The 26,463-nt window shown below is 66.2% G+C and carries 31 protein-coding genes and 1 pseudogene; 13 read left to right on the forward strand and 19 right to left on the reverse strand.

Translation table 11 applies throughout. From position 1 onward, the window contains the following. The first annotated feature begins 1 nt into the window (after position 1). From GV044_RS08190 to GV044_RS08210, 5 genes are all read left to right on the forward strand, one after another. A complete protein-coding gene (locus GV044_RS08190; RefSeq protein ID WP_159867967.1) occupies positions 2-802 on the forward strand; it encodes a VOC family protein in 801 nt (266 codons plus the stop codon). Positions 803-890: 88 nt separating this feature from the next. After that, complete coding sequence (locus GV044_RS08195; RefSeq protein WP_159867970.1) at positions 891-1,529, forward strand: glutathione S-transferase family protein; 639 nt, start codon at positions 891-893, stop codon at positions 1,527-1,529. Continuing rightward, positions 1,526-2,014, forward strand: coding sequence for a VOC family protein (locus GV044_RS08200; RefSeq protein WP_159867973.1), 489 nt, complete (start codon positions 1,526-1,528; stop codon positions 2,012-2,014). The genes GV044_RS08195 and GV044_RS08200 overlap by 4 nt, the downstream gene beginning before the upstream one ends. Continuing rightward, a complete protein-coding gene (locus GV044_RS08205) occupies positions 2,011-2,676 on the forward strand; it encodes a glutathione S-transferase family protein (protein ID WP_236554802.1) in 666 nt (221 codons plus the stop codon). The genes GV044_RS08200 and GV044_RS08205 overlap by 4 nt, the downstream gene beginning before the upstream one ends. An 11-nt stretch (positions 2,677-2,687) precedes the next feature. After that, positions 2,688-3,143: an SRPBCC domain-containing protein gene (locus tag GV044_RS08210; protein ID WP_159867976.1), complete on the forward strand. Its 456-nt coding sequence runs from the start codon at positions 2,688-2,690 to the stop codon at positions 3,141-3,143. A gap of 167 nt (positions 3,144-3,310) precedes the next feature. On the opposite strand, the gene GV044_RS08215 is transcribed toward GV044_RS08210, so the two are convergent. Continuing rightward, positions 3,311-3,865, reverse strand: coding sequence for a cytochrome b (locus GV044_RS08215; RefSeq protein WP_236554804.1), 555 nt, complete (start codon positions 3,863-3,865; stop codon positions 3,311-3,313). A 107-nt stretch (positions 3,866-3,972) separates the two neighbouring features. Between GV044_RS08215 and GV044_RS08220 the strand changes: the two genes are divergently transcribed. Further along, complete coding sequence (locus tag GV044_RS08220) at positions 3,973-4,671, forward strand: 2OG-Fe(II) oxygenase (protein WP_159867979.1); 699 nt, start codon at positions 3,973-3,975, stop codon at positions 4,669-4,671. A gap of 35 nt (positions 4,672-4,706) precedes the next feature. Here GV044_RS08220 and GV044_RS08225 read toward each other — a convergent pair whose 3' ends face one another. Together GV044_RS08225 and GV044_RS08230 are read right to left on the reverse strand one after the other, a co-directional pair. Further along, a complete protein-coding gene (locus tag GV044_RS08225; protein WP_159867982.1) occupies positions 4,707-5,219 on the reverse strand; it encodes a DUF1003 domain-containing protein in 513 nt (170 codons plus the stop codon). Further along, entirely contained in the window at positions 5,194-6,825 is a 1,632-nt protein-coding gene (locus GV044_RS08230) for a lysine--tRNA ligase (protein ID WP_159867985.1), read from the reverse strand. Before GV044_RS08230 ends, GV044_RS08225 begins: the two co-directional genes overlap by 26 nt. Before the next feature lie 125 nt (positions 6,826-6,950). Here GV044_RS08230 and GV044_RS08235 point away from each other — a divergent pair, with 125 nt between their 5' ends. After that, a complete protein-coding gene (locus GV044_RS08235) occupies positions 6,951-7,847 on the forward strand; it encodes a mechanosensitive ion channel family protein (protein WP_159867988.1) in 897 nt (298 codons plus the stop codon). Positions 7,848-7,973: 126 nt separating this feature from the next. Here the strand turns inward: GV044_RS08235 and GV044_RS08240 are convergent, their stop codons facing one another. Beyond that, complete coding sequence (locus GV044_RS08240) at positions 7,974-8,261, reverse strand: DUF2218 domain-containing protein (RefSeq protein ID WP_159867991.1); 288 nt, start codon at positions 8,259-8,261, stop codon at positions 7,974-7,976. Beyond that, positions 8,258-8,869, reverse strand: coding sequence for a PadR family transcriptional regulator (locus tag GV044_RS08245; RefSeq protein ID WP_159867994.1), 612 nt, complete (start codon positions 8,867-8,869; stop codon positions 8,258-8,260). The genes GV044_RS08240 and GV044_RS08245 overlap by 4 nt, the downstream gene beginning before the upstream one ends. A 196-nt stretch (positions 8,870-9,065) precedes the next feature. Here GV044_RS08245 and GV044_RS08250 point away from each other — a divergent pair, with 196 nt between their 5' ends. Together GV044_RS08250 and GV044_RS08255 are read left to right on the forward strand one after the other, a co-directional pair. Continuing rightward, on the forward strand, positions 9,066-11,813 hold the full coding sequence (locus GV044_RS08250) for an ATP-dependent DNA helicase (protein ID WP_159867997.1): 2,748 nt from the start codon (positions 9,066-9,068) through the stop codon (positions 11,811-11,813). A gap of 13 nt (positions 11,814-11,826) precedes the next feature. Next, positions 11,827-12,372, forward strand: a complete 546-nt coding sequence (locus tag GV044_RS08255) for a histidine phosphatase family protein (protein ID WP_159868000.1) — start codon at positions 11,827-11,829, stop codon at positions 12,370-12,372. A gap of 176 nt (positions 12,373-12,548) precedes the next feature. Here GV044_RS08255 and GV044_RS08260 read toward each other — a convergent pair whose 3' ends face one another. From GV044_RS08260 to rpmF, 5 genes are all read right to left on the reverse strand, one after another. Next, a complete protein-coding gene (locus GV044_RS08260) occupies positions 12,549-12,947 on the reverse strand; it encodes a MerR family transcriptional regulator (RefSeq protein ID WP_159868003.1) in 399 nt (132 codons plus the stop codon). A gap of 32 nt (positions 12,948-12,979) precedes the next feature. After that, positions 12,980-13,318, reverse strand: a complete 339-nt coding sequence (locus GV044_RS08265) for an integration host factor subunit alpha (RefSeq protein ID WP_256377263.1) — start codon at positions 13,316-13,318, stop codon at positions 12,980-12,982. A gap of 69 nt (positions 13,319-13,387) precedes the next feature. Next, positions 13,388-14,356 (reverse strand): beta-ketoacyl-ACP synthase III, encoded by a 969-nt coding sequence (locus GV044_RS08270; RefSeq protein WP_159868009.1) that lies wholly within the window; start codon positions 14,354-14,356, stop codon positions 13,388-13,390. Further along, positions 14,356-15,417: a phosphate acyltransferase PlsX gene (gene plsX, locus GV044_RS08275; protein ID WP_159868012.1), complete on the reverse strand. Its 1,062-nt coding sequence runs from the start codon at positions 15,415-15,417 to the stop codon at positions 14,356-14,358. The genes GV044_RS08270 and plsX overlap by 1 nt, the downstream gene beginning before the upstream one ends. A 32-nt stretch (positions 15,418-15,449) precedes the next feature. After that, positions 15,450-15,629, reverse strand: coding sequence for a 50S ribosomal protein L32 (gene rpmF, locus GV044_RS08280; protein ID WP_159868015.1), 180 nt, complete (start codon positions 15,627-15,629; stop codon positions 15,450-15,452). Positions 15,630-15,797: 168 nt separating this feature from the next. Between rpmF and GV044_RS08285 the strand changes: the two genes are divergently transcribed. Next, positions 15,798-16,190, forward strand: a complete 393-nt coding sequence (locus GV044_RS08285) for an MAPEG family protein (RefSeq protein ID WP_159868018.1) — start codon at positions 15,798-15,800, stop codon at positions 16,188-16,190. Between the two features lie 17 nt (positions 16,191-16,207). Here GV044_RS08285 and GV044_RS08290 read toward each other — a convergent pair whose 3' ends face one another. After that, on the reverse strand, positions 16,208-16,870 hold the full coding sequence (locus GV044_RS08290) for an MBL fold metallo-hydrolase (RefSeq protein ID WP_305778430.1): 663 nt from the start codon (positions 16,868-16,870) through the stop codon (positions 16,208-16,210). 67 nt (positions 16,871-16,937) lie between these two features. Next, complete coding sequence (locus GV044_RS08295; RefSeq protein ID WP_159868021.1) at positions 16,938-17,570, reverse strand: S24 family peptidase; 633 nt, start codon at positions 17,568-17,570, stop codon at positions 16,938-16,940. Positions 17,571-17,666: 96 nt separating this feature from the next. On the opposite strand from GV044_RS08295, the gene GV044_RS08300 reads away from it, so the two are divergent. Both GV044_RS08300 and GV044_RS08305 read left to right on the forward strand, forming a co-directional pair. Then, positions 17,667-17,855 (forward strand): hypothetical protein, encoded by a 189-nt coding sequence (locus GV044_RS08300; protein WP_159868024.1) that lies wholly within the window; start codon positions 17,667-17,669, stop codon positions 17,853-17,855. Next, complete coding sequence (locus tag GV044_RS08305) at positions 17,845-18,216, forward strand: hypothetical protein (RefSeq protein ID WP_236554806.1); 372 nt, start codon at positions 17,845-17,847, stop codon at positions 18,214-18,216. The genes GV044_RS08300 and GV044_RS08305 overlap by 11 nt, the downstream gene beginning before the upstream one ends. On the opposite strand, the gene GV044_RS08310 is transcribed toward GV044_RS08305, so the two are convergent. The 7 genes from GV044_RS08310 to GV044_RS08340 all read right to left on the reverse strand — a co-directional run bounded on the left by GV044_RS08310 (position 18,217) and on the right by GV044_RS08340 (position 25,651). Beyond that, positions 18,217-19,158 carry an NAD(P)-dependent oxidoreductase gene (locus GV044_RS08310; RefSeq protein ID WP_159868027.1) on the reverse strand — a complete coding sequence of 314 codons (942 nt, stop codon included), beginning with the start codon at positions 19,156-19,158 and terminating at the stop codon, positions 18,217-18,219. A 73-nt stretch (positions 19,159-19,231) separates the two neighbouring features. After that, on the reverse strand, positions 19,232-20,668 hold the full coding sequence (gene cysS, locus GV044_RS08315; RefSeq protein WP_159868030.1) for a cysteine--tRNA ligase: 1,437 nt from the start codon (positions 20,666-20,668) through the stop codon (positions 19,232-19,234). 31 nt (positions 20,669-20,699) lie between these two features. Continuing rightward, positions 20,700-21,602, reverse strand: a complete 903-nt coding sequence (locus tag GV044_RS08320) for a DMT family transporter (protein ID WP_159868033.1) — start codon at positions 21,600-21,602, stop codon at positions 20,700-20,702. A 1-nt stretch (position 21,603) separates the two neighbouring features. Further along, entirely contained in the window at positions 21,604-22,263 is a 660-nt protein-coding gene (locus GV044_RS08325; protein WP_159868036.1) for a nitroreductase, read from the reverse strand. Continuing rightward, a complete protein-coding gene (gene cobT / locus GV044_RS08330) occupies positions 22,263-24,077 on the reverse strand; it encodes a cobaltochelatase subunit CobT (RefSeq protein ID WP_159868039.1) in 1,815 nt (604 codons plus the stop codon). Before cobT ends, GV044_RS08325 begins: the two co-directional genes overlap by 1 nt. A 97-nt stretch (positions 24,078-24,174) precedes the next feature. Beyond that, on the reverse strand, positions 24,175-24,825 hold the full coding sequence (gene fsa, locus GV044_RS08335; RefSeq protein ID WP_159868042.1) for a fructose-6-phosphate aldolase: 651 nt from the start codon (positions 24,823-24,825) through the stop codon (positions 24,175-24,177). Positions 24,826-24,919: 94 nt separating this feature from the next. Next, positions 24,920-25,651: a DUF4197 domain-containing protein gene (locus tag GV044_RS08340; RefSeq protein WP_236554809.1), complete on the reverse strand. Its 732-nt coding sequence runs from the start codon at positions 25,649-25,651 to the stop codon at positions 24,920-24,922. Positions 25,652-25,735: 84 nt separating this feature from the next. Between GV044_RS08340 and GV044_RS08345 the strand changes: the two are divergent. Further along, positions 25,736-26,369 (forward strand): annotated as a pseudogene (locus GV044_RS08345) (primosomal protein N'); the annotation flags it as partial. Positions 26,370-26,463: the final 94 nt, after the last annotated feature.

Genomic DNA, 26,463 nt, shown 5'->3' on the forward strand with positions numbered 1-26,463 from the left:
GATGGGCAATCCGGCAGGCAGCTTCATCTGGTACGAACTGATGACACCCGATGCCGACGCGGCCGCCGCCTTCTATGGCTCGGTCGTCGGTTGGAAGATCGCCGGCCACTCCGACCCGGCGGCAGGCGGCGTCGACTACCGCATGATCGTGCGCGACGATGGCGGCATGGCCGGCGGCGTGCTGACGCTGACGCCCGAGATGTTGGCCGGTGGCGCGCGACCCACGTGGATGCCTTACCTCTACGCGCCTGACGTGGATGCGGAGGTCGCCGCGATCGAAGCCGAGGGCGGCCAAGTGCGGATGCCGGCAACAGACCTGCCGGTAGGTCGCATCGCCATGGTGACCGACCCGCAAGGCGTGCCGATCTACCTGATGAACCCGACTCCGCCCGCCGATCGGCCGGATGCCACAAGCGACGTCTTTGACGAGGCAGCCGCGCAACGGGTCCGCTGGAACGAACTCGCCAGCTCCGACCTTGCCGGGTCGCTGACGTTCTATGGCAAGCACTTCGGCTTCACCTTCGACGAGCGTATGCCGATGGGGCCGATGGGCGACTACTGCTTCATCGGGCACCATGGCCGCACGCTCGGTGCCATCATGCAGCGCCAGGACGCGCAGCAGCCTGCCGCGTGGCTGCTCTACTTCGGCGTGCCCTCGATCGCCGAGGCGAAGCGTACGGTCGAGGCGCGTGGCGGACAGATCGTGATGGGCCCGATGGAAGTGCCCGGCGGCGAGTGGATCGTCGTCGGCATCGATCCGCAAGGCGCGGCGTTCGGCCTCGTGGGAGCACAAGGCGACTAGGCGCCACAGCGCTTGACGCGGACCACTTGTTCCATGAATGTTCCGCGCATTGCCTGGGCGCTGCGCGCAGGCCGAGGGGAGACGAGCCGTGGCTGACTACACCTTCTACACCAACCCCATGTCGCGCGGGCAGATCGTTCGCTGGGCGCTCCACGAAGTCGGCGCAGACTACGAGCAAGTGCTGGTCGACTGGAAGGACAAGCCCGAGGCGTTCCTGGCAGCCAACCCGATGGGCAAGGTCCCCACGGTCGTCCACCACGCGGCTGAAGGCGACCACGTCGTTACCGAAGCGGCGGCGATCTGCCTCTACCTCGCCGAAATGCACCCCGAGGCCAGCCTGCTACCTAACGATGCCGAGATGGCGGACTATTACCGGTGGACCTTCTTCGCGGCGGGGCCGATCGAACAGTGCATCACCTCGCGCGCACTGAAGTTCGACCCCAGCCCGGAGCAGGAGATGATGGCCGGGTGGGGCAGCTTCGATCGTACAATGACCGCGCTCGACCAGTTCCTCGCCACTCGCACGCCCGAGCGCGCCTGGGTGTGTGGCGAACGCTTCACCATGGCCGACGTGTACCTGGGCAGTTCAGTCGACTGGGGCATGACCTTCGGCATCCTGCCGCCCAAGGAGAGCTTCGTCGCGTATGCGGAGCGCATCCAGGCGCGCCCGGCCTACAAGGCCGCTAAGGCCGTCGACAACGAATTGATCGAGAGGATGCGCAAATGAGCGAGAAGAACCGGGTATGCCTTTGGTACGACGGCACCGCGCTGGATGCAGCGGAGTTCTACGCGGCGACCTTCCCCGACACGCAGGTGACCAGCGTGACCCGCGCACCGGGTGACTATCCCGCTGGTGTGGAAGGCGACGTGCTGGTCGTCGAGTTCACGTGCATGGGCATTCCTGCGCTCGGCCTGAACGGCGGGCCGATGTTTCAACACACTGAGGCTTTCTCGTTCCAGGTCATGACCGAGGATCAGGAAGAGACCGACCGTTACTGGAACGCGATCGTCGGCAACGGCGGGCAGGAAAGCCAGTGCGGCTGGTGCAAGGACAAGTGGGGTGTCTCGTGGCAGATCACGCCGCGCCAGCTGATGGCGATCTACGATGATCCCGATCCCGCCGCAACCAAGCGCGGGTTCGAGGCGATGATGACGATGCGCAAGATCGACATCGCTGCAATCGAAGCGGCGCGCGCTGGGACTGCGGCGTGAGCGCTGCTCCTCAGCTGGCGCTCTACGGCCATCCGTTCTCGTCGTATACCTGGAAGGCGCAGATCGCGCTGCATGCCAACGACCTCGACTACGAACTGCGCGTGCTCGATGGCGAGCACCCCGAGCATGCGGAGGTGGTCCAATCGGCCGGCCCACTCGGCAAGTTCCCGGTGCTGCAGGACGGCGACAATCTGCTGTTCGAAGCGACGACGATCATCGAATATCTGGCGCGCCACTATGCGCCCAGCGGTTCGCTGATCCCCAACGATCCCGACGCGGCGATCGCCATGCGCATGCTGGATCGCGTATTCGACAACTACGTAATGGGCTCGATGCAGGATGTCGTGAACGAGTATTTGCGCTATCCTGGTGCTCCGGATGCGACACGCGTCGCCGAGGCGCGGGGCAAGCTGCAGAAGGCGTACGCCTGGCTCGAAGACTGGCTGCGGTACTATGGTCCCGGTGAGCAAGTGACGCTGATCGAGTGCGCCGCCGCACCCTCGCTGTTCTACGCCGACTGGGTGCTGCCGATCGCGCCGGAGTTCCGCCGCCTTCGCGCCTGGCGGGCGCACCTGCTGCGGCTGCCTGCTGTCGCCCGCTGCGTCGAGGCGGCACGCCCATTCCGCGCCGGGTTCCCGCTCGGCGCTCCGGATCGCGATTGAAGGAGCCAGCGATGACCGACACTCACCACGAACTAACGATCACCCGCTTCATCGCCGCGCCGCCTGCCAAAGTGTGGGAAGTCATGGCCGAGCGGCAGAACGAATGGTGGTGCCCGACGCCCTGGCGTGCCGAGGTTGACTACCAGGACCGCCGCGCGGGCGGCGCCTGCCGCATGACGATGTATGGCCCGGACGGCGAAGTGGCGCCGCAGAACGGCATCTACCTCGCTTACGAGGAAGGCCGGCGCTTCGTCACTACCGACGCCGTGGTCGGTGACTTCGAGCCGACAGGTCCGTTTATGATCGGCATCTGGGAAGTGGCGCCAGAGGGCGAAGGCACCCGCTACACGGCGCGGGCGCGGCATTGGACCGAGGAGACGATGAAGCAGCATGCGGAAATGGGCTTTGAGCAAGGCTGGGGTGCCTGTGCGGCGCAACTGGCGGAGATCTGCGAGCGGGAGGCTTAGAGCTGAGGCGCGCCGTTCGCTGGGACTTCTCGACAAGCTCAGTCCAGTCGGTGTGGGATCTGGGTCGCTACGATGGTATGTGTCTGCACTTCCTCTAACCCAAACACCGCCTGGGCTGAGCTTGTCGAAGTGCGCCAGCTGACAGTGCGATATAGCCCTCTACCCATTCATCCCCGCGGCGCCCGCAGGAACGGGATCATCCGCCCAAGCGTCCGGTCCCGATCCACGAACTGGTGCTTCAGCGCTCCCAGCACGTGCAGCACGAACAGTGCGATCATCAGCCAAGCCAGCTTCTCGTGCACGGAGAAAAAGGTGCCGGACGCCGCCTCGCTGGTCGGCACGGGCAGCGGAGGAACAGAGAACAGGCCGAACAGGCTGACCGGGCCTCCGCCCGAGACCATCGACCAGCCGGTCAGCGGGATGCCGATCATCGCGAAGTAGAACAGCGCGTGCACCGCGTGCGCCAGCGCCCGCTCCCAGGGCTGCTGGGTGCGCTGGAATGGCGGCGGCCGGCGGGTCACCCGCCAGAAAATGCGCACCACCGTCAGGATCAGCACGGTGATGCCGATCGCCTTGTGATTGGCCATGATCTGCATGCGCTGCGGCTTGGGCATGTCCTCGGCCACCCAGATCGCGATGAAGTTGAGCACGATCAGCAGGGCGATGAGCCAGTGCAGGATCATGGCGACGCGGCTGTAGCGGCGGGCGGTCTGGCTTATCATAAGTGAATACCTGCACGATGGCGCAGCCAAGAACAAGCTGGCTTGCCGGTTCACGCCTTGCGCAAAACGCTTGTCATCGCATTCGCCACGGCTAGCACGGGTGCGTCATGGCCCTGCCCGAACCGATCGACGAAGCCACCGAATGCCAGCGCCCCGCGCCCGACCGTCGGGCACTTGCCGACGTAGGCGACAGGGTCCGCGCCCGCCTCGCGGCCGACCCCAGCGTTTACCGCGTGCCGGTCGAAAGGGCGGAGATCTTCGCCGCCGGCGACTTCCTCGACGCACGCGAATGCGAGCACATGATGCGCCTCATCGACGAGGTCGCCCGCCCGTCCGACATCACCCACGACGCCGAGCCAGACTTTCGCACAAGCTACTCAGGCGACGTGCCGCAGTCCGACCTGGTGGTGCGTGCGGTCGAGCGGCGGCTCTACGACTTGCTCGGCATCGACCCGACCTGGGGCGAGACCGTCCAGGGCCAACGCTACACGGCAGGGCAGCAGTTCAAGGACCACTGCGACTGGTTCGACACCACGCAAGACTACTGGCGCACCGAGAGCAAGCTGGGCGGCCAGCGCAGCTGGACGGCGATGGTCTACCTCAACACCGTAGAGGCGGGCGGCGTGACCGAGTTCACGCGGCTCGGCGTCACCATCCCGCCGCAAGCCGGTGCGCTGCTGGTGTGGAACAACAACCGCGCGGATGGCCGGGTGAACTGGGACACCATGCACGCCGCGCTGCCGGTCGAGCAGGGCGTGAAGTATGTGATCACCAAGTGGTTTCGCACGCGAAGGTGGGGCGCATAGTCCGCACCCTTCCCCAAGTTGAGGGAAGGCAGAGGTCACCCCCCGTCCCGCTCATCCAACTTGTCGAGCAGCCGATCGAACCGGCGCTGCAGGCGGATGATCTCCAGCTGGGTGCGCAAGTTCACCTCGTAGTCGTGCCGAGCGGCGATGCGGTCCTTCTGCGATTGGCGGTTCTGGCTCATCATGATGACGGGTGCCTGGATCGCCGCGAGCATGGACAGCATCAGGTTGAGGAAGATGTACGGGTAGGCATCGAAGGGGTGCAGGCCGAGGTCTTCCAGGATGCGGCTATTGACCAGCATCCAGCTGACCAGCACCACGCCGAAGCCGATGATGAAGCCCCAGCTGCCGCCCACCGCGGCGACCTTGTCGGCCAGCCGCTGCCCCCAGGTGGCGTGCAGCGCCGCCTCTTCCTGCGCGTCGAGGTCCTCGATCTGGCCCGAGGCGATGCGTTCGAGCACGCGCCGCTCCTCGGCGTCGACCTGGTCGATCGTCCGCCCGAGCAGCTCCTTGCAGAGTTCGTCAGCGGTCCTGGGGGCTTTGCGCATGCTGAAGGGCCTCGGCGATGAGCTTGCGGGTTTCGGGAATGCCGTAAAGCGCAATGAAGCTGCCCATGCGCGGGCCCTGCGAAGAGCCTAGCAGCGTCTCGTAGAGCGCCTTGAACCACTCACGCAGGTTCTCGAAGGCGAAGTCCTCGCGCTTGCCGATCTCATAGACCGCGTTCTGCAGTGTCTCCGCCGTGGCATCGGGTGCAGCCTTCGCCAGCTCGTCGTTCAACGCTTGCAGCGCTGCCACCTCGTTTGCCGTGGGAGCCCGGCGCTTAAGGGTCGGCGCGATGTAGTCGCGGTTGGTGGCGAGCGCGGCGGCGACCAGCGCTTCCAACTCCGGATGCGCTTCAGGCGTCGCATCGGCGACATAGTTGGCGAGGTAGGACCAGACCTGATCCGCCGTCGCTTCCGCCCCAAGCACTCCGACAAGGTTGAGCAGCAGCCCGAAGGTCACCGGCAGCGTATCGCCCGCACCTTCTGCTTCACCGTTGGCACGCAGCAGGTGCCACACCGGATTGCCCAACTGCTTGTCGAGCTCTTGCGCGGTGAGGTTGCCGCGGAACTGCCAGTACTCGTCGACAGCCTTCGGGATCACGCCGATGTGCAGTTGCTTGGCGCTCTTGGGCTCGCGGAACAGGTAGAAGCCAAGCGACTCCTCGGTCCCGTAGGTCAGCCACTGCTCGATGGTCAGGCCGTTGCCCTTGGACTTGGAGATCTTCTCGCCGTTCTCATCGAGAAACAGCTCGTAGATCAGGCCCTCGGGTCGGCGGCCGCCCAGGATCTGTGCGATCTTGCCCGACTGGGTGACCGAGTCGGTCAGGTCCTTGCCGCACATCTCGTAGTCGACGCCCAGGTCCACCCAACGCATCGCCCAGTCGACCTTCCACTGCAGCTTGGCGTGGCCGCCGAACACCGATTGTTCGATCCGGGTGCCGTCCTCGTCGGTGAAGGCGATCATGCCGGTAGCGGCATCCAACACCTCGACCGGCACCTGCAGCACCACCCCGCTGGTGGGCGAGACCGGCAGCACCGGCGAGTAGGTCTTGCGCCGCTCCTCACGAAGCGTCGGCAGCATCACGCCCATGATCGCGTCGAAGTGCGTCAGGACATTGCTGAGCGCCTGGTCGAAGCCGCCGGAGTTATACCGATCGCTGGCGGAGATGAACTCGTAATCGAAGCCGAACCGATCAAGGAAGTCGCGCAGCATGGCATTGTTGTGATGCCCGAAGCTCTCGTGCGTGCCGAACGGATCGGGGATCCGGCTGAGCGGCTTGCCCAGGTTGGCGCGCAGCAGTTCGGCATTGGGGACGTTGTCCGGCGCCTTGCGCAAGCCGTCCATGTCGTCCGAAAACGCCACCAATCGTGTCGGCGCGCCACCGGTCAGCACTTCGTAGGCGCGGCGGACCAGCGTCGTGCGCAGCACTTCCTGGAACGTGCCGATATGCGGCAGGCCCGAGGGACCATAGCCAGTTTCGAACAGCACGGCCTCACCATTCGGCTTGCCCTGCGGGTAGCGCTTGAGGAGCTTGCGCGCCTCCTCGAACGGCCAGGCCTTGGACTTGAGGGCGGCGTCGATCAGGCCCCGGTTTTGCTGAGTTTCAGTCATGGTGCCCGCCCTTTCGCGGGAAAGCGCGCGCGCTGCAAGCGCGAAGCTGGCGGGCCTCTCAGGGGAACCACGGTGGCCGGGGGCGGTTCCATAGAGCTTGGAAACAGCCAAGGCCGGTCGCTTTCGTGAACTATATCGCCACCTTACACAACCAGATCGAGCGCATGGCGCGCGGCTTCGTGCAGATGCTGCCGCAGCTGGCGATCGCCTGTGTCATCCTCTTCATTGCCTGGTTCCTGGCCAGGTTCGCGGTCCGCATCGCCGACCGGCTGACCAAGCGCACGCATATCCGCGAAGACCTGAAGCAACTTCTCGACACGCTGGTGCGCCTCGCGATCTGGATTGTCGGCATCGTGATTGCGCTGACCGTGGCCATCCCCAGCTTCACTCCGGCTAGCGCCTTTGCCGGCCTCGGCGTCGGCGCCCTGGCGATCGGCTTTGCGTTCCAAGATATCTTCGAGAACTTCCTGGCCGGCGTCCTCATCATGCTACGCGAGAAGATGCGGATCGGCGACCTGATCGAGTGCGAGGGCATCATCGGCAAAGTCGAGCGCATCACCTTGCGCGAAACCCACGTGCGCCAGCTCTCCAACGAGCTGACGATCGTGCCCAATTCCAAGCTGTTCAAGAACCCGGTCAAGATCCTGACCGACGACGTAATGCGCCGCGACGAGATCACCGTGGGCGTCGGCTACGATTGCGACCTGGCAGAGGCGCAGCGGCTGATCCAGTCCGCAGTCGAGGCGCTGGACGACATCGTGCATGAAAAGCCGGTGCTGGTGGTTGCGCGCACCTTTGGCGCCAGCTCTGTCGACCTGCTGGTGCAGTGGTGGGCGCCGACGGGCAAGACCGACATCCGCCTCACCCGCCACAGCGTGGTCTTGGCGGTGAAGAAGGCGCTTGATGAGGCGGGGATCGAGATACCGTACCCGTATGTCACCAACACCTTCAAGGAGCCGCTGGAGCTGGCACGAGCCGAGACGCAAGCCCCCTCCTCTCCCCGTCGGGGAGAGGATAAATAGGCTTGCGAGCGAAGCGAGTTAGCCGGAGTTGGAGAGGGCGGCGCGCGCGCCCAACCCTCTCCAAGCTGCGCTAGTCCTTACAGGACAAGCTTCGCTATCCTCTCCCCGGCGGGAGACGACAGGCGATCACCCCCACGTCCAATCGTACGTCAGCGGCGCCTCGCGAAACGCAAAGCGATCGATGTGCTGCGCCACGACATCCTTCAACCGATCGACCTGCTCGCGATCTTCGCCGCGCACGGTGACGTCGATCGCCTCGCCATCAGCCTTCATAGTCGCCACTGCACCGACGAAAGTGACGACGCCTGTGTCGCCCTCCAGCTCCACCGGCAGCTTGTGCGCCCAATGCTTGCACAGCTGCTGGACGTACTTGCCGCCACTCGCCGTGGGCACGCGTGCTTCGACCTGGGTCATGGTTCGATCCTTTCGATCTTGCGAGCCGCTTCGTCGATGATCTCGGCGATTGCCAGCACGGTCTCGCGATCCGCGCTCTCGTGCGACAGACGGTCGAACAGCGCCGTCTTCATCGAGTGCATGGCACGCCGCACGGGTGCCGGGTCGGTCTTCTCGCGCGTCTGAGCCAGCGCCTCGAGACGACCGCGTAGCGCGGCAACGGCCTCGGCTTGTTCGGAAAGCTGACGGCGCCCTTCCTCCGTCGCCTCGTACGACTTGCGGCTGCCTGCTGCTTCGCCAGCGGCGATCACGCCCTGCTCTTCCATGTAGGTAAGCGCAGGGTACACGACCCCGGGGCTAGGCGCGTATTCGCCGCCCGAAAGCGTCTCGATCTCCTTTATCAGATCGTAGCCATGGCGCGGCTGTTCGGCGAGCAGCGCCAGCAGTAGCGTCTGCAGCTCTGCCTGATCGAACAGGCGCCGCCGACGACCGCCTCGGCGTGGACCTCCGGGTCCGAACGGGCCGGGGAAGCCAGCCCCGAAGCCGGCGCCGAAGCCGCCCTTACCAAACGGACCGCGCCCAAACTCGCGTTGTTCGCCAAAGTGGCGGTGATGATGTGAGTGCCTCATCGTGTATCCTTGATGCTTCATGATGACTCCAAGATATATCTTGATGGAGCTAGATCAAGTGGGAACGTGTCGCGCTTTGTCGCGAACGATCGAGTTGCAGCGTGCTTCGTCGAGAGCCGCCGGCCGAAGTTCGCTTCGGCGCAGCTCCGCCCGCCGCCTGTTTACTTTTCGTTCCTCAAACCCCATCGTTTGACGCATGGATCCGCTCGCCCTCCCCGCTCTCCATGCGAGCCACGCCGGATCTTGGTTGCGGGATGCGGCCGGCACCACGCGCACGGTCGGCAAGGGCGAGGCGGTCATGGCAGTGGCGGACACGCCGCACCTGATCCTCAACGCGCCGCTGGTCGCGACGCGGCTGGGCTATCCGGACCTGTCCGGCCTCGACCTGCTCGAACTCTACGCGTTCATCCACCCCGCGCGCTTCGTGGTGCCCACGCCCAAGGGCCTCGCCCACGCCTTGTCGCTGGAGGAGCCGGCCGACGACGCACAAGTGCCGCGCCTGCTGCAGGAAGCCGCCGGCGTCCTGCTCGCCACGTGCGAAGACCCGGCCTGGCTTGAGCGGGAAGGAGCATGGAGCGCGCTGCAGTCGCTCACCCGCCTTCGCTGGCCTTGGACCGGACCGCTGGCGCGGCGCATCGCCCGGCCCGAGCGCGCCGAGCGCTGGCTGTTCGCCAAGCTGCCCGAGTGGGAGGATGCCGGCGAGTTGCCCCAGCCGCGCCAGGTTCAGATCGACGAGGCCGGCACCCTCACCCGCCTAGCACAGCTGACCGGCTCCGCAGCCGAGCAACGCAGTGGCCAGCGCGACTACGCGGCGCGTGCGGCAGGTGCATTCTCGCCGCGGCTCAAGTCCGGGCAGCCGCACCTGTTGCTGGCGCAAGCGGGCACCGGCATCGGCAAGACGCTCGGCTATCTTGCCCCTGCCTCGCTGTGGACTGAGCAGTCGGGCGGCACCGTCTGGGTCTCGACCTTCACCAAGGCATTGCAGCGCCAGTTGCGCCAGGAAAGCCGCCGCGCTTGGCCGGAACGGCGCGCGGACGGGTCGCAGCCGGTGGTGGTCCGCAAGGGGCGAGAGAACTACTTGTGCTTGCTGAACCTGGAAGACGCGCTTCAGGGCGGTTTCGCCGGGCGCGCGGCGATCCTGGCGCACTTGGTGGCGCGCTGGGCAGCCTATACCCAGGACGGCGACATGATCGGCGGCGACTTGCCTGGTTGGCTCGGTACGCTGTTCCGCAAGCGCGGCATCGCGGCGCTGACCGACCAACGTGGCGAATGCGTCTATGCCGGCTGCCCGCACTACCGCAAATGCTTCATCGAGCGTGCGGCGCGGGCCAGTGCGCGGGCCGACCTGGTCATCGGCAACCATGCCTTGGTCATGGTCAACGCCGCCCGCGGGCGCGACCCAGCCGCGCGGCCCACCCGGATCGTCTTCGACGAGGGCCACCATGTTTTCGACGCCGCCGATTCGACCTTCGCCGCCGCGCTTACCGGCGCCGAGGCGATCGAGCTGCGCCGCTGGGTCATCGGGCCTGAGAAAGCCTCGCGCGGGCGGCGGCGGGGCTTGGCAGCACGGTTGGCCGACGTCGCGAGCTACGACGAGGCGGGCGGCCGCGCCATCGCCGCAGCGCGCGAGGCAGCCGAGGCGCTGCCCTCCGACGGCTGGCTGCAGCGCCTGGTCGAAGGCGCACCCTCGGGCCCGCTGGAGGATTTGCTCGGAGCGGTGCGCGCGACCGTCTACGCCCGGGACGAGAGCGGCGGCACCGAGGCCGGCTATGGTCTCGAAACCGAAGCGGCGGGGCTTGAGGGTCCGTTTGTGGAGCTGGCCCAGGCCGCACGCGCGGCCCTATCCGAACTGCGCCAGCCACTGATCCGGATCGGCACGCGGCTGGAAGCGCTGCTGGAGGAGCCGCCCGACTGGCTCGATGGTCAAGGCCGCCAGCGCATCGAAGGCGCACGCCATTCGCTCGGCTGGCGCGTCGATCTTCTCGCGGCGTGGGAAGCGCTGTTGGAGCGTTTGGGCGGCGCCGCCGATCCCGAGTTCGTCGACTGGCTCTCGATCGAACGCAGCGAAGCGCGCGAATTCGACATTGGGATACATCGCCGCTGGCTCGACCCGATGAAGCCGTTTGCGCGCACCGTGCTCGAGCCTGCGCACGGCGTCGTGATGACCTCGGCGACGCTCACGGATCGCACCGGACGCGAGGAGGAGGACTGGGCCGTCGCCGTGGCGCGCAGCGGCGCGCCGCACATCGGCGTGGCACCGCAGATGTCGGCACACCAGAGCCCGTTCGATTACGCTGGCCAGTCCGAAGTGCTGATCGTCACCGACGTGCCGCGCGGAGACATCCCGGCGCTCGCTGGCGCTTACGGGCGGTTGATCGAAGCCTCTGGCGGCGGCGTGCTCGGCCTGTTCACCGCCATCCGCCGTCTGCGCGCGGTCCACGGCCGGATCGCTGATCGCCTCGCGCGTGGCGGCCTGCCGCTTTACGCGCAGCACGTCGACCCGATCGACACCGGCACCCTGGTGGACATCTTCCGCGACGACCCCAAGGCTTCGCTGCTCGGCACCGATGCGCTGCGCGACGGGGTCGACGTGCCCGGCCGCTCGCTGCGTCTGGTGGTGATGGAGCAAGTCCCCTGGCCACGCCCGACCATTCTCCACCGCGCCCGCCGCCTCGCTGCCGGGAGTGCGAAAGGCGGAGCTCAATCCTACGACGATGGCATCATCCGCGCCCGACTGGCGCAGGCGTTCGGGCGACTGATCCGCAGCAAGGATGACCGCGGGCACTTCATCGTGCTCTCCTCCGCGTTCCCCTCGCGGCTGCTCACCGCCTTCCCTGCGGGCACGCCGATCCACCGCGTCACACTGGACGAGGCCTTGCAACGCGTCGCGGCTCATGGTCAGGAGCCGAGCATGATCGAGACCGACAGCAAGCACGACGCATGAAGACGTCCACGAGATGAAGACCTTGGGCCTGTTCCGCCATGCCAAGTCGGACTGGAACGACGCGCGCCTGCGCGACTTCGACCGCCCTCTAAACAAGCGCGGACGCGCCGGCGCCGCACTGATGGGCGTGCACATCCGCGACTACGGGGTGCTCTGGCGACGTATCCTCGCCTCGCCCGCAGTGCGGGTGACGCAAACGATCGAGCTGGCCGCGGAGGCAGCGGGCCAGGTGCCGCCGCTCAATTGGGACCGGCGCATCTATCTGGCCAGTTCGCCCACGCTGATCGAACTGCTGCGCGAGCAGGAGGGCGATGCACCAACTGTGCTGATGGTCGGGCACAATCCCGGCCTCGAAGACCTAATCTTCGACTTGGTGCCTGACGATGGCTCAAGCCCCTTGCGCGACGAGATCGAAGAGAAATTCCCCACCGCGGCCTTTGCGGTGCTTGAACTGGACATCGACACCTGGCGCGACATCGATGACGGCTGCGCTCGGCTGGTGCACCTGATGCGTCCGCGCGATCTCGATGCCCGGCTAGGTCCCAGCCTGGAAGATTGACGAGCGCAGTGTGGCATCCTCGCCCGCCGGGAGAGGACAGCGAAGCTTGCTGCGTCAGCAGCTAGCTCAGCTTGGAAAGGGTAGAGTGCGCGCTCAACTCTCTCCAACTCCGGCTAAGCTCCTGCGGAGCCAAGCCTGCATATCCTCTCCACAACGGAAAGAGGAGGTGCGCTCACTCAGCTGTCTGCCAGCGCTTGCGCCAGATCATCCCGAATGGAACTCAGCTCCGCGATGAGCGGCTGTGCCTCCGATCGTGTAACCGCGTCCTCGTAGATCGGCACCGCTGGCAAAGGCAGCACGGCCTGTACCGGCTTCGTCCCGCCGGCTTCCAGGAACTGGCGTGCACCGCGCAAGGTGAACCCCTCATGGTGCACCAGGCGATCGATCTGTGCGATCAACGCGATGTCCTCAGGCCGATAGTAGCGTCGGCCACCACTGCGCTTCAGCGGGCGCAGCATGGGGAACTGCTCTTCCCAATAACGCAGCACGTGTTGGCGCACGCCCAGCGCACGCGTAACCTCGCCAATCGTGCGCAGCGCGCCGGGCGCCTTTCCGTCGTCGAATTCCGGTACCATCGTTAGTGCCCCCGCTTGCCGTCGATGCTCTATCAGGAACCGGCGATGCGGTCCTTCAGCATTTGGCTGGCGCGGAAAGTCATGACCCGGCGCGGAGTGATCGGCACCTCAACGCCGGTCTTGGGATTGCGGCCGACGCGCTCGCCCTTGTCGCGCAACAGGAACGTGCCGAAGCCCGAGATCTTGACGTTCTCCCCTTGGGAAAGCGCCTCGCACATGTGCCGCAGAACGGATTCGACCATCGCCAGCGACTCGGCCCGGGATAGCCCGAGCTTGCTGTGAATCGCCTCAGCAATGGCTGCGCGCGTGAGCGTCTCTGTCGAGCGCATCGTCACCCTACCTTGTTCCGCAATAATCCCCGCGCGGACCATATGTTTTTTGGCGAGAAAATCAACAAATGTGCAACGCTGTGTGCACAATTGTACGTAGACGAGTCTGCATCACATGCGGACGAGGCTGGCACCCCAAGTGAAGCCACCGCCCATGGCTTCGAGCATGACCAATTGACCGGGCTTGATCCGGCCATCTCGCACGGCCGTGTCGAGCGCGAGCGGCACTGAAGCGGCCGAGGTGTTCGCGTGGCGATCCACTGTAACTACGACCTTTTCCGGCGACATGCTGAGCTTACGGGCGGTTGCGTCGAGGATACGCGCATTGGCCTGGTGCGGCACCAGCCAGTCGATATCGGAGGTTTCAAGCCCAGCTTCTTCGATCACCTCACGCAGCACGTCGGCAAGGTTGACCACCGCGTGGCGAAACACTTCGCGGCCCTTCATACGCAGCTTGCCGACTGTCCCGGTGGTGGACACGCCGCCATCGACATAGAGCAATTCGTTATGGTTGCCGTCCGCATGAAGCTTGGTGGCGATCACACCCCGAGGCGATTCGCCACTCTCCTCGCGCGCTTCCAGCAGGATTGCGCCGGCCCCGTCCCCAAAGAGGACGCATGTGGTTCGGTCTTCCCAGTCGAGAATGCGGCTGAAGGTTTCCGCGCCGATCACCAGCGCGCGCTGCGCCATGCCCGTGCGCAGCATCGAGTCGGCCACGCCCACAGCATAGAGGAAGCCCGAACACACCGCGGCCACGTCGAACGCGATGCCGCCGTGGCAACCCAGGTTGTGCTGGACGATCGTGGCGGTTGCGGGGAACGTCTGGTCCGGTGTCGCGGTGGCGAGCACGATCAGGTCGACGTCCTTCGCCTCCAGCCCTGCCGCGGCGATCGCGGCGCGAGCCGCGTCAGTGGCAAGCGATGCGGTGGTCTCGTCGGCTTCGGCGATATGGCGCTGGCGGATGCCGGTGCGCTCGACGATCCACTCGTCGGTGGTGTCCACCCGCGCCGCCAGCTCTGCGTTGCTGACCACGGTGCGCGGCAGCGCCGAGCCGGTGCCGATCACGACCGAACGGCGCATCAGGCGCGCTCCTCCAAAGTGCCGCGCATGCGCAGCGAATCCGCGCCGACGCGCGCAAGGTCCGCGGTGATGCGGTGGGTCACGTCTTCCTCCAGCAGCCGCGCGGTGACCGCGACGGCGTTGGCGACACCCGCCGCGTTGGCGCTGCCATGGCTCTTCACGACGATACCGTTGAGGCCTAAGAAAACCGCGCCATTGTGATTGTTCGGATCGAGATGGTGCTTCAGCAGCTCGGTCGCCGGCTTGGACACAAGGAATCCGACTTTGGAGCGTAGCGAACTGGAGAAACTGCGTCGCAGCAGGTCGCCCACGAAACGTGCGGTGCCCTCGATGGCTTTCAACGCGATATTGCCTGAGAACCCATCGGTCACCACCACGTCGACATCGCCGCGGCAGACCTTGTCCGCTTCGGTGAAGCCATCGAACGAGATCGAGAGATCGGCCGCCGCGGCCTTGAGCACGCTGGCCGCGTCACGCAGCTCATCGGTGCCCTTGGTCTCTTCGGTGCCGATGTTCAGCAGGCGCACGCGCGGCGCCTCGCGCTCGGTGACAACGCGCGCATAGGCCGCGCCCATGATCGCGAACTGGACCAGGTTGCGGGTGTCGCACTCGGTATTGGCGCCAAGGTCAAGCATGACGACATCGTTGTCGCCCAGCGTCGGCAGTAGCGCGGCGAGCGCGGGGCGATCGATGCCGGGCATCGTACGCAGCGCGAGCTTGGACATGGCCATCAGCGCGCCGGTGTTGCCGCCACTGACTGCGGCACCGGCATCGCCGGTTTTCACTGCGTTGATGGCGAGCCCCATCGAGGTGCTCTTGGCACGGCGGATCGCCTGGCTCGGCTTGTCCTCACCGCTGATCACGCCTTCGGTGTGGAGGATTTCGGAGGAGGCGCGCAAGTTCGGATGGCTTTCGAGCGCAGCCTTGATCCGCGGCTCGTCGCCCACCAACAGGAACTTGAAGCGATCGTGACGGCGACGCGCGAGAGCCGCGCCTTCGACCATCACGCGCACGCCCTCGTCCCCGCCCATCGCGTCAACAGCGATACGCGGCAGACTCATCGCACCTCTCCAGACCTAAAAAGCGTCAGGTCTTAAGCTTCGACCGCAACGATTTCGCGACCGTTGTAGTGGCCACAGGCAGTGCAGAGGTGATGCGGGCGCTTCAGCTCACCGCAGTTGGTGCACTCGGCAAAGGCATCGACCTTGAGCGCGTCATGGCTGCGGCGCATGCCACGGCGTGAGGGCGAAGTCTTTCTTTTAGGGACAGCCATTTCGGCACCTGTTCCTGGAAATCTGTGTTTCTGTCAAAAAGGCCGCCGAGACCGAATGGACCGGCGGCTTTGCGAAGGCGCGCCTATACCCGATTTCGCGCGAGTTGCAAGTCGTACTCGGCGGGCCCATGTTCGGCGCCATACGGGATGAACCCGGGGAGGCTTGCCTTGATCTTGCAGACCACACTCAGCCTGGCCGCGGCGGCCGCGATCATCAACCTTTGGCTGGCGATCCGCACCGGCAAGCTGCGCTTCGACAGCAAGGTGCTGCACGGCGACGGCGGCAAGCCGCTGTTGCAACAACGCATGCGCGCACAGGCAAACTTCGTCGAGTACACGCCCTTCGTACTGATTCTGATCGCCGCGATCGAGCTGACCGGCAAGGGCGGCCGGTGGCTGGCGGTGGTCGGCTCGATCTACATGCTGGCGCGGGTGGCGCATGGGTTCGGGATGGATCGCAACGATTCGAATCCGCTGCGTGCCGGCGGGTTTATCATCACGGTGCTGACGTTGGTGGGACTGTCGGCGGTCGCCGTGACGATTGCGCTTGGCGGCATGTAACACCACCCGGCGCTGCCTCACGCCAGCGCCGCGTCTCCGACAAACGGGTTGGAGCGCCGCTCGTCGCCGAACGTGCTGATCGGTCCATGCCCCGGAACGAACGTGGTCTCGGCGCCCAAAGGCCAAAGTCGGCCGGTGATGGAGTCGAGCAAGGTTTGCAAGTCGCCACGCGGGAAGTCGGTGCGGCCGATCGAGCCCTGAAACAGCACATCGCCGACCATGGCAAAGTGCGAGGGCGCGTGGTGGAAGACGACGTGGCCGGGCGTGTGTCCCGGACAGTGGTAGACGTCGAGGGTTAGATCGCCGACGGTCACCTGGTCGCCATTGTCTAGCCAGCGGTCGGGTTCGAAGCTGTGCGCCTCCATGTTCCAGCGGGGTCCGTCGTCGTCGAGCTGCGCGATCCAGAAGCGGTCCTCCTCGTGCGGTCCTTCGATCGGCACGCCGAGTTCCTTGGCGAGCTCGCCCGCCATGCCGCAGTGATCGAGGTGGCCGTGCGTCACCAGCACCTTCTCCAGTGTCACGCCGGTCTTCGCCAAAGCAGCTTTGAGCTTGTCGAGGTCGCCGCCCGGATCGACCAACGCGCCCTTCATCGTAGCGGTGCACCAGATAAGGCTGCAATTCTGCTGCAACGGAGTGACCGGCAGGATCGCCACGCGCATCGGGGGTTGGGTCTCGCTCATGCCAGCGAAATGGCTGGAGTGGAGGGCGATTGCAACACTCAGGTCCTCCCCGGTCCGCAGAGGACAGCTAAAGCCGCCCGCTCTTCCACACGACGCGACCGATCACTTCGACATCGCCGAGCTCGCATTCGATCGGCCGATAAGCAGTGTTGTCGCTGAGCAGCGCGATCTGGCCGCGATGGCGAACTTCGAGGCGCTTGACCAGCAGTGTGCCATCGAATCGCACCACATGGATGCCCTCGCGTAAGGTGCCGGGGCTCGCCTCCACCAGGATCTCGTCGCCGTCGCGCAAGGTCGGCTCCATCGAGTCGCCGCGCACCGCGATGGCCGAGAGCCGGTGCGGCTGCAGGCCCTGATCGCGCAGCCATCGCGGCGAAAAGCGGAAGCTGCCGACCGCGTCCTCGCCTTCGACGGTGCTGCCCGGCCCAGCCGAGGCTTCGAGCGGAAAACGCGGGATATCGACCCACGGCTCTCCCTCGACGGAAATTTCTTGCGACCCGCTCAGCTCTACCTCGGCTACGCCCAGGAACTGAGCAAGCACCGCGCGGTCGTTCACCTCCAGCTTGCGCGGGCTGCCCTTACGCACGAACTGCTGAAGATAGCTGGCATTCTTCCCGATCAACCGAGACAGTTGCGAGAGACTGACACGCCGTTCCTCGGCCAGAGCCAACAAGCGGCGGCGGGTGGCGTCCAGTTCCATGTGGACAACTTAGTGCAAGAAATTTCCTAGACAAGTAGGATTTCGCTTGGAACAAAGAGCGAACTGTTCTCGAGTCCGAGTTGGTGGAGGCCGCAGATGATCCTGTCCCGAGTGGAGCGCTTCCTGCGCGCCACGGGCATGCCGTGGACGAAGTTCGGCCGGCTCGCCGTGGGCGATCCGCGCCTTGTCGCCGACATGCGCAACGGCCGGGTCCCTCGTCCCTCGATGGAAGAACGTCTGGAACATTTCATGAACACGTACGAAGAGGACAACCATGTTCGTTAAACCGACCCGCCACTGCCCGATGATCGACACGCTCCGCCGCGAAGGCGCGCGCGGGCCCTGGCTCATGCTGCTGAGCGAACTGCTCACTCTTGCAGGCCCCACGGCGCAACTGCTTCGCCACGCCGAACGGCCATGGTCGAGCAGCACCTTCAGCGGTGCCCGGCACGAGTTTGCGTTGAGGTTCGACGGAGCCGAGGCCGTCGCGGCGGGCGAGCACCTGATCGTAACCCTACCCGATCACGAGTTTCGCCTGCGCGGCCGCCTAGTCGCCGACGCGGGAGTCACCGCCGTCGAGCACAGCCTTGTCGATGGGCCGACGCTCGCGCTGGAGATCGAGTTGCTGGTCCTCGATGAAGCGTGATTAGTACCCGGCCTGAAGATCCACTACGTGCTCCAGCGGCTCTCCCGCCAGGAAGCGGCTGCAATTCGCCAGGAACCGCTCGGCGCCTTTCTGGAAGATCGTTTCCTGCGAGCGGCCGGAGAGGTGCATCGATATGTGGACGTTCTCGCGCGTCCACAGCGGGTGCTCTGGCGGCAGCGGCTCGGGATCGGTGACGTCGAGAAAGGCACCACCGAGCCGGCCGCTGTCCAACGCTGCGAGCAGCGCCTCGGTCTGGATCACCTCGCCGCGAGCGAAGTTCATAATTACGGCGCCCGGCTTCATGGCAGCGAACTCGACCCTGCCGAACAGACCGTGCGTGTCCGGCGTCGAGGGCACCGCAACGATCACCCAGTCGAAATCGCCCAACCGCGTGCGCCATTCCTCCGGGCGGAGCGTCCCCGGCGCGCCGCTGCGGCGCACTTCGGTGACGCCTACGTCGAACACGCGCAGCAAGTGGCCGATCCGCCCACCGATCGCGCCGGCTCCCACGATCAGCGCCGAGGTTCCGGCAAGCTCGCGCCGGCCCGGCGGCTCGTGCAGCCACTCATGCCGGTCCTGCGCGCGCACGACGTCGCGATAGCCTTTCACGATAGTCAGCATGCCGAGCAGCGCGTACTCCGCGATGGTGCCGGCGTGCAGGCCCGCGCCGTTGGTCAGCACGGTGCCGCGCTGCGCCATGAGGTCCAGCGGCAAGTGGTTGATCCCGGCTGCCACCGTGTTCAGCCAACGCAACCGCGGCGCCTCGCTGACGGCACGCGCTACTTCGTTGCCTTCCCGGAACACGTCGATCCAGGCGATCTCCGCTTGTGCCATGAGCGGCGGCAGGTCTTCGAACCGATCGAACCAGTGCGGCTCCACGCCCGCCGGCAGACGCCCTTCGAGGAACGGCCGGGCAGTTTCAGTGAAGACGGCGAAGGTCATGCGCAGTGTCTCATAGCGGATGAACAACTCATCCGATCTCAAGTTGCCAAGGCGATAGCCTCAGCGTCACCCCTCAGCCCAGCTTCCACTCCCAGCCTAGCGGGTCACCGTCCATGACTTCGACGCCCTTTTCGGCAAGCTCATCGCGCAGGGCATCAGACGCGGCGAAGTCCTTCTCGGCACGCGCAGCCTTGCGGCGTTCGAGCGTGGCTCCGATTTCCTTCTCTGTGATCTGCGCAGACGTGGGACGCAGCCGCAAGTCGGCGCGCGTCTTGCCGAGCAGGTCCAGCCCCAGCACCGCCTCCATCCGCTCGACCACCGCGCGCTTGGCGCCAGCGTCGATCTTCTTGGCGGCGAGCACGTCCTCCAGCGCTGTGAGCGCGATGGCGGTGTTGAGATCGTCGGAGATCGCGGCCTCGAATGTCTCCAACATTGGCGCGAGCTTGGGATGCACGCTCTCGCTGGCCTCGGCATCGCGCAGCCGTTCGGCCACGATCAGCATGCGCTTGAGGCGCGTGAGCGCCGCGCCGAGGTTCTCCCAGGAGAACTCCAGTTCGCTGCGGTAATGCGCCTGGAGGCACATCAGGCGATAGGCGAGCGGGTGATAGCCGCGGTCGATCAGCAGCTGCAGCCGCAGGAACTCGCCCGAGGACTTACTCATCTTGCCCGATCGCTCGACGAGGAAGTTGTTGTGCATCCACACCCGCGCGCCCGAGTTCGCCGGCACGTCCAGGCCACTGGTGCAGCAGAACGCCTGGTTCTGCGCGATCTCGTTGGGGTGGTGGATCTCGCGGTGGTCGATACCGCCGGTGTGGATGTCGAACGGGAAGCCGAGCAAGTCGCCCGACATGACCGAGCACTCCAGGTGCCAGCCCGGCGCGCCGCGGCCCCAAGGCGAGTCCCACTCCATCTGCCGGCTCTCGCCGGGCGGTGTCTTGCGCCAGATCGCGAAGTCGGCGGCGTTGCGCTTACCCTCGACGGGCTCGATCCGGCTCTCGCCTTCGTCGGTGACAAGCCGCGCCAGGCGTCCATAGTCGGTGACGGTAGAGACATCGAAGTAGAGCCCGCTCTCCAGCTCGTAGCAGTGCCGCTCGGCGATGCTCCGGGCGAACTCGATCATCTGCGGCACGTAGTCCGTGGCGATCGACCACTTGGCGGGCTGGCGCACATTAAGCGCCGCGATGTCGGCCCAGTACGCCTCGGTGTAGTGGCGCGCGATGTCCCAGATCGATTGCGCCCGGGTGCGCGCCATCTTCTCCATCTTGTCCTCACCCGCATCGGCGTCGTCGGTCAGGTGCCCGACGTCGGTGATGTTGATGACGTGGGTGAGCTTGTAGCCCTTGAAGCTGAGCGTCCGGCCCAGCACGTCGGCAAAGACGTATGCGCGCATGTTGCCGATGTGGGGGTAGTTGTAGACCGTCGGACCGCAGGAATAGACGCGCGCCTCGTTTGCGTGGACAGGCTCGAACGGCTCGAGAGCGCGGGTCAGGCTATTGTAGAGCGTCAGCATGGCGGCCGATTGCCGCGCGGGCCTTGCCCGGTCAAGCGTGCGCCCACAGCAACAGCGCGACACCGCCAGTGATGAGCGCAAAGCCAAGGCTCTCGCGCGGGCTCAGCCACTTGCCCGAGACCCGCCGCGTAACCAGCGCGACGATCGGCATCTCGATGAGGCCGAGCGTGCGCACGTTGGCGGCGAGCGTCAGCGAGAAAGCGACAAACCAGCCCGCCGAAGCCAGCGCGCCGAGCGATCCCGCGCCCAGGCTGATGCGCCAGTGCCGCATGGAAGCGCGCAGCGGCGCGGCGCCACGCAAGGCAAACCAGCTCAGCAGCATGCCCGATTGCAGCGCCAGCGAGAGCACCAGCATCGCCAGACTGCGCATCATGAACGAGCCGTTTGGTACCGCTTCGATCCCCGCGCGAAAGGCGATTGCGGAAAGCCCGAACAACGCGCCGCTCGCCACCCCGGCTACCACCGAGCGCCCGTCCGCCAGCCGCGCGGTGCCATGCCCGGGCTTGAGCGATGCCAGGACGACGCCGATCGTCACCACCAGCACCGCCACCCAGCCGAGCACCGCAAGCCGGTCACCGATCAGCACCAACCCAAGCAGCGCCGCGGTGACCGGCTCGGTCTTGATGTAGGCGTAGGCGACCCCGAACTCGCGCCGCGCCATGACATGCAGCATTAGCGCGGTGGCGCCGATCTGGGCAACGGCCCCCAGCGCGTTCCAGGCGAGCGCGGCCTGGCTCAGTCCCGGCAGCGGCTCGCCCGCGATCGCCCAGTGAGCGAGCAGGAACAGCGCCGCGAAGGGCAGCCCGTAGACGAAGCGCACTTGCGTCGCGCCAAGGGTGCCGATCTCGCGTACGAGCCCGGACTGCAGCGCGTTGCGCAAGACCTGCGCACCTGCGGCCAGCAGGGTGAACGGCACCCACAAATAAGCGGTCATATCACCAGCCGAAAAAGCGCACCTGCTCCTCGAGCGGCACGCGCTCGCGCTCGAAGGCGTTGGCCGGATGGTCGTTATCGCGCCAGCCGATGGCAATCCCGCAGAACAGCAGAGTGTCCTCCGAAAGGCCCAGGTGATCCTTGATCGTGCGTCCGTAGACGCCCATCCACTCCTGCGGGCAGCTGTCCAGACCCTCGTAGCGCAGCAGCAGCATGATCGTCTGTAGCCACATGCCGACGTCGGACCATTGCGGTTCCTTCATCCACTTGGGGAAGTGCGCGAGCAGCAGGACCGGTGCGCCGAAGCTGGTGAGGTTGGCCTGCGAGAACAGGTCGCGCTGCTCCACATCCTCGCGCCCAATCCGCATCGAGCCGTACATGGCCGCGCCGAGCCGGCTCAGCCGCTCCTTGTACTTCGGAACCTGCCCCGGTGCCGAAAAGTCGTACTCCAACGGATCGTCGGGCGCGCCGGCGAGTAGCCGCTCCTGCAGCGCCTTGAGCGGCGCGCCGGTGAGCACGATTCCTTCCCACGGCTGGTAATTGCACCCGGACGGCGCCATCCGCGCCCGATCCAGCACGCGGTGGATGGTCTCGAAGTCGACCGGCTTGTCGAGGAAGGCGCGGATCGAGCGGCGAGTGGCAACGGCTTCGGCGACGTTCATCATTCCTCCTCGAACAGCCCCGCGAGCTGCTCGATCATGGTGCCGCCCAGCTGCTCCACATCCATGATCGTCACGGCGCGGCGGTAGTAGCGAGTGACGTCATGGCCGATGCCGATGGCAACGAGCTGGACCGGCGACTGGCGCTCGATCCAGTCGATCACGCGCCGCAGGTGCGCCTCCAGGTAGCCAGCGCTGTTGACGCTCAGCGTCGAATCGTCGACCGGGGCGCCGTCGGAGATGACCATCAGGATGCGGCGGTCCTCCTGGCGAGCGAGCAGGCGATTGTGCGCCCAGAGCAGCGCCTCGCCGTCGATGTTCTCCTTCAGCAGGCCTTCGCGCATCATCAGACCGAGGTTCTTGCGCGCGCGGCGCCAGGGCTCGTCGGCCTTCTTGTAGACGATGTGGCGCAGGTCGTTGAGACGGCCGGGGTGCTGCGGCTTGCCGTTCGCCAGCCAGGCCTCGCGGCTCTGCCCGCCCTTCCAGGCGCGGGTGGTGAAGCCCAGGATCTCGACCTTGACGCCGCAGCGCTCCAAGGTGCGCGCGAGCACGTCCGCGCTGATGGCGGCGATGCTGATCGGGCGTCCGCGCATGGAACCCGAGTTGTCGATCAGCATGGTGACGACCGTGTCCTTGAACTCGACGTCGCGCTCGATCTTGTAGCTCAGCGACTGGCCCGGCGAGACCACCACGCGCGCCAGCCGCGCGGCGTCGAGCATGCCCTCTTCCTGGTCGAAGTCCCATGAGCGGTTCTGCTGGGCCATCAGCCGGCGCTGCAGGCGATTCGCCAGGCGCGTGACGATACCCTGCAGACCCTTGAGCTGCGCGTCGAGATAGGCGCGCAGGCGGGTGAGCTCCTCTTCGTCGCACAGGTCGTGCGCGCCGACGACTTCGTCGAACGCCTCGGTAAAGACCTTGTAGTCGAAGGTGTCGGGGATGTCGGTCCAGGGGCGGTTGGGACGGACGGGCAGCATGCCTTCCTCGCCCTCTTCGCCTTCCTGGCCTTCCTCCATGTCGTCGGAGCTCTCGCCTTCGGCTTCGCTCTCGCCGTCGTCCTCGCCTTGGCTTGGCTCGGCGGCGACTTCGCTGGGCTGCTGTTCCTCGCCCTTGTCGTCGCCCTTCTCGTCTTCCTCGGTCTCCTCGTCGCCGTCCATGTCGTCGGCGTCGTCGGGCTGTTCGGGCAGCTGCTCGGTGCGGGTCAGCTCCAGATGCTGGAGCATGTCGAGCGAGAGCGACTGGAACGCCTTCTGGTCGTCCAACGAACTGGCCAGCGCCTCGAAGTCGTTGCCCGCGCGTTCCTCGATCCAGCGGCGGACCATGTCGACGCCGGCCTGCGCCTTGGTGGGCACTTCCTGGCCGGTCAGCCGCTCGCGCAGCAGCAGCGCAAGGGCGGCCTGCATCGGCACCTCGTCGGCGCTGCCGGCGCGGGTGATCGGGTCCGAACCCATGCGCTGGTTCAGCGCGGCATCGAGGTTGTCGCGCATGCCCGCGAACTTGTTGGAGCCCAGCGCCTCGTAGCGGACCAGTTCCACCGCATCGTAACAGGCGCGCGCTGCCGGCTCGAGCGGCGCATTGCGCTGGTGCAGCCGCTCGTCATGGTGGCGCAACTTCAGCGCGAAGCTGTCGGCATAGCCACGCGCCTGCATGGCGGCGGCGCGAGGGAGCGAGCGACCGGGCATCGGCACGCGGAAAGTCTGGCCAGTGGAGCTGGGCGCGTCGGCAGTCCAGTTGACCTCCACCTCGGCGTCATGCGCAATCGCACGGCTGGCGCCAGTGAGGACGGACTTGAAGCGATCTGCGGGGGATTCGTCGGACATGTGTGCGGAACGCTAGAAGGGCACAGGTGGTTCGGCAAGCATCGGGCTTGGCCAGGCCCCTCCACCACCGTCTGCTGCGGCGGTGGAGAAACGATCCCTAGATCGATTGCCCGGTTTTGGCCCAGTCCGCCAGGAACCCCTCGATCCCCTTGTCCGTCAGCACGTGCTTGAACAGGCTATGGATGACCGCCGGCGGTGCGGTCATCACGTCCGCGCCGATACGGGCGCACTCCAGCACGTGGATCGGGTGGCGGATCGAGGCGGCGAGGATCTCGGTCTCGAACGCGTAGTTGTCGTAGATCAGGCGGATGTCGCGGATCAGGTCGAGGCCGTCGAAGCCGTTGTCGTCATGCCGGCCCACAAACGGCGAGATGAAGCTTGCACCCGCCTTGGCGGCGAGCAGCGCCTGGTTGGCCGAGAAGCACAAGGTCACGTTCACCAGCGTGCCGTCGCTCGTCAGCTTCTTGCAGGTCTTGAGGCCATCGACCGTGAGCGGCACCTTTATGCAGACGTTATCGGCGATCTTGCGCAGGATCTCGGCCTCGCGCATCATCCCGGCATGGTCGAGCGCGACCACTTCGGCGCTGACCGGACCGTCGACTAGGCCGCAGATCTCCTTGGTCACTTCCATGAAGTCGCGGCCCGACTTGGCGATCAGCGAGGGGTTGGTGGTGACGCCGTCGAGCAGGCCGGTTTCGGCGAGCTCGGCGATTTCCTTGGTGTCGGCGGTGTCGACGAAGAACTTCATGGTCGGGCTTCCTGTGACGCGGGTCTGCGCGCGCCTATAAGGGAGCGGGTTGACGGGGGCTAGGGGTGGTCGATGCCCACCCCCAAGCTCTCCGTTACCGTGCAAGTGCCCGCATCAGGAGCGGATCGCCTCCCTTGTTCGGGTCGCGCCGGATCGCCGACTCCTCGCCGCCGATCTCGAACCAGATCGCATTGTCTGCGCCCAGTGCCAGCGCGTGAGCGGCATCGGCCATGTCCACGTCCTTGAGCGCGGCGACCGCCTGGCTGATGATCGGATCGTCGGCCATGCGCAGCAGGCGGTCCATGGCGGGGATCATCGCGTTGACCAGCGTGGGGCCGACCTTGGCGCGCAAGTAGCTGGTGGCACCGGTGGCGGGACCGGCAACCAGCGCGTCCGGGTTGTCGAAGGTTAGCGTGCGGATCGCCTCTTCCACCTGCGGCGCGGCGGCGCGGGCGCCGTCCTCCGCGATGACGTTGAGCCGGTGGAGAAGCTGCTCCCGGAACTTGGGCTGGCGCAGCACGCCGGGCATGCCCTTGGCGCTCCTGCCGAACAGCACGGGCATGTTGATGCGGGCGACCGGGCTGTTCCAGAACCCGTCCGGGGCGCTGAGACGCGCGAAAGCGTTGCGGGTTGAAAGCTCCAGCAAGCGACGGACCACGTCGGCGGACGGCGCCGAACCGCCCGCACTGCGCGCCATGCCAGAGGTGCCCGCAGTCGTGGTGCAGCCCGACAGCAGCACCAGCCCGGCAAGCGTCGCCCCCGCGCTCAGGAACCCACGCCGGCCGAGCGGCGACCGTGCGTCGAATAGCGAACCAACCTCATTCATGCCCCAAGTCCTTCACGTGAGTCTGTCACAATGCCTATATGCGCGACGATGTCCGCCGCCATGCCCCAAACTACCACGCCCGCGATAGAGCGCGTTCGCCTGCTTGTTTTCAATGCCGTGCTCAACGTTCTCGACTACCGCGTTCCGCCGGGAATGACGGTGGAGCCGGGCACGGTCGTGGTTGCGCCGCTCGGCCCCCGTCAGATCCTGGGGATCGTGTGGGAGCCGGAACGCCTGAACGGCGCGGAAGTGCCGGACACAAAGCTGCGCGCGATCCTCGAAGTGCTGCCCGTGCCTCCCATTCCGGCACAGCTGCGCCGGCTGATCGAGTGGACTGCCGACTACTACTGCGCCTCGATGCAAAGCGTGGCGCGCATGGCGCTCGCCAGCAGCGCGGCGCTTCGCGGGGGCGGCACCACCACCGAGTATCGCCTTACTGGCGAGGAGCCCGCGCGCATGACGCCGCAGCGCGCCGCTGCGCTGGATGCCCTGCAGGGCGAGCAAGGCTCGATCCGCGAACTGGCCGAACTGGCGAGCGTGTCCGAAGGCGTGCTGCGCGGCATGGTCGGTGCGGGCATCCTTGAGCCGGTGGTGGTCGATTGCGACCGGCCCTACCCGCCCGCCCTGCCCGACTTCGCCGAGCCGGAGCTGAACCCTGGGCAGCGCGAGGCTGCCAATATCTTCGTGGCGGCCGTGCGCGACGGCGGCTTTGCACCCTNCTCTCTCCCCTCCCCGCCGGGGAGGGGAGAGAGGCGCCGGAGACATCAGCAGCCCAGTCGCGGTACTTTCGCCACCTAGACACGAGGCTTATG

Origin of the sequence: Novosphingobium sp. 9U, assembly GCF_902506425.1 — a bacterium.
Classification (GTDB): Bacteria; Pseudomonadota; Alphaproteobacteria; order Sphingomonadales; family Sphingomonadaceae; genus Novosphingobium.

Bases quoted from the DNA above. Each gene is read 5' to 3' on its own strand.
- GV044_RS08190 (WP_159867967.1), top strand. From the start codon at position 2: ATGGGCAATCCGGCAGGCAGCTTCATCTGGTACGAACTGATGACACCC.
- GV044_RS08200 (WP_159867973.1), top strand. From the start codon at position 1,526: ATGAGCGAGAAGAACCGGGTATGCCTTTGGTACGACGGCACCGCGCTG.
- GV044_RS08210 (WP_159867976.1), top strand. From the start codon at position 2,688: ATGACCGACACTCACCACGAACTAACGATCACCCGCTTCATCGCCGCG.
- GV044_RS08215 (WP_236554804.1), bottom strand. From the start codon at position 3,865: ATGATAAGCCAGACCGCCCGCCGCTACAGCCGCGTCGCCATGATCCTG.
- GV044_RS08220 (WP_159867979.1), top strand. From the start codon at position 3,973: ATGGCCCTGCCCGAACCGATCGACGAAGCCACCGAATGCCAGCGCCCC.
- GV044_RS08225 (WP_159867982.1), bottom strand. From the start codon at position 5,219: ATGCGCAAAGCCCCCAGGACCGCTGACGAACTCTGCAAGGAGCTGCTC.
- GV044_RS08230 (WP_159867985.1), bottom strand. From the start codon at position 6,825: ATGACTGAAACTCAGCAAAACCGGGGCCTGATCGACGCCGCCCTCAAG.
- GV044_RS08240 (WP_159867991.1), bottom strand. From the start codon at position 8,261: ATGACCCAGGTCGAAGCACGCGTGCCCACGGCGAGTGGCGGCAAGTAC.
- GV044_RS08245 (WP_159867994.1), bottom strand. From the start codon at position 8,869: ATGAGGCACTCACATCATCACCGCCACTTTGGCGAACAACGCGAGTTT.
- GV044_RS08250 (WP_159867997.1), top strand. From the start codon at position 9,066: ATGGATCCGCTCGCCCTCCCCGCTCTCCATGCGAGCCACGCCGGATCT.
- GV044_RS08255 (WP_159868000.1), top strand. From the start codon at position 11,827: ATGAAGACCTTGGGCCTGTTCCGCCATGCCAAGTCGGACTGGAACGAC.
- GV044_RS08260 (WP_159868003.1), bottom strand. From the start codon at position 12,947: ATGGTACCGGAATTCGACGACGGAAAGGCGCCCGGCGCGCTGCGCACG.
- GV044_RS08265 (WP_256377263.1), bottom strand. From the start codon at position 13,318: ATGGTCCGCGCGGGGATTATTGCGGAACAAGGTAGGGTGACGATGCGC.
- GV044_RS08270 (WP_159868009.1), bottom strand. From the start codon at position 14,356: ATGCGCCGTTCGGTCGTGATCGGCACCGGCTCGGCGCTGCCGCGCACC.
- plsX (WP_159868012.1), bottom strand. From the start codon at position 15,417: ATGAGTCTGCCGCGTATCGCTGTTGACGCGATGGGCGGGGACGAGGGC.
- rpmF (WP_159868015.1), bottom strand. From the start codon at position 15,629: ATGGCTGTCCCTAAAAGAAAGACTTCGCCCTCACGCCGTGGCATGCGC.
- GV044_RS08290 (WP_305778430.1), bottom strand. From the start codon at position 16,870: ATGAGCGAGACCCAACCCCCGATGCGCGTGGCGATCCTGCCGGTCACT.
- GV044_RS08295 (WP_159868021.1), bottom strand. From the start codon at position 17,570: ATGGAACTGGACGCCACCCGCCGCCGCTTGTTGGCTCTGGCCGAGGAA.
- GV044_RS08300 (WP_159868024.1), top strand. From the start codon at position 17,667: ATGATCCTGTCCCGAGTGGAGCGCTTCCTGCGCGCCACGGGCATGCCG.
- GV044_RS08305 (WP_236554806.1), top strand. From the start codon at position 17,845: ATGTTCGTTAAACCGACCCGCCACTGCCCGATGATCGACACGCTCCGC.
- GV044_RS08310 (WP_159868027.1), bottom strand. From the start codon at position 19,158: ATGACCTTCGCCGTCTTCACTGAAACTGCCCGGCCGTTCCTCGAAGGG.
- cysS (WP_159868030.1), bottom strand. From the start codon at position 20,668: ATGCTGACGCTCTACAATAGCCTGACCCGCGCTCTCGAGCCGTTCGAG.
- GV044_RS08320 (WP_159868033.1), bottom strand. From the start codon at position 21,602: ATGACCGCTTATTTGTGGGTGCCGTTCACCCTGCTGGCCGCAGGTGCG.
- GV044_RS08325 (WP_159868036.1), bottom strand. From the start codon at position 22,263: ATGAACGTCGCCGAAGCCGTTGCCACTCGCCGCTCGATCCGCGCCTTC.
- cobT (WP_159868039.1), bottom strand. From the start codon at position 24,077: ATGTCCGACGAATCCCCCGCAGATCGCTTCAAGTCCGTCCTCACTGGC.
- fsa (WP_159868042.1), bottom strand. From the start codon at position 24,825: ATGAAGTTCTTCGTCGACACCGCCGACACCAAGGAAATCGCCGAGCTC.
- GV044_RS08340 (WP_236554809.1), bottom strand. From the start codon at position 25,651: ATGAATGAGGTTGGTTCGCTATTCGACGCACGGTCGCCGCTCGGCCGG.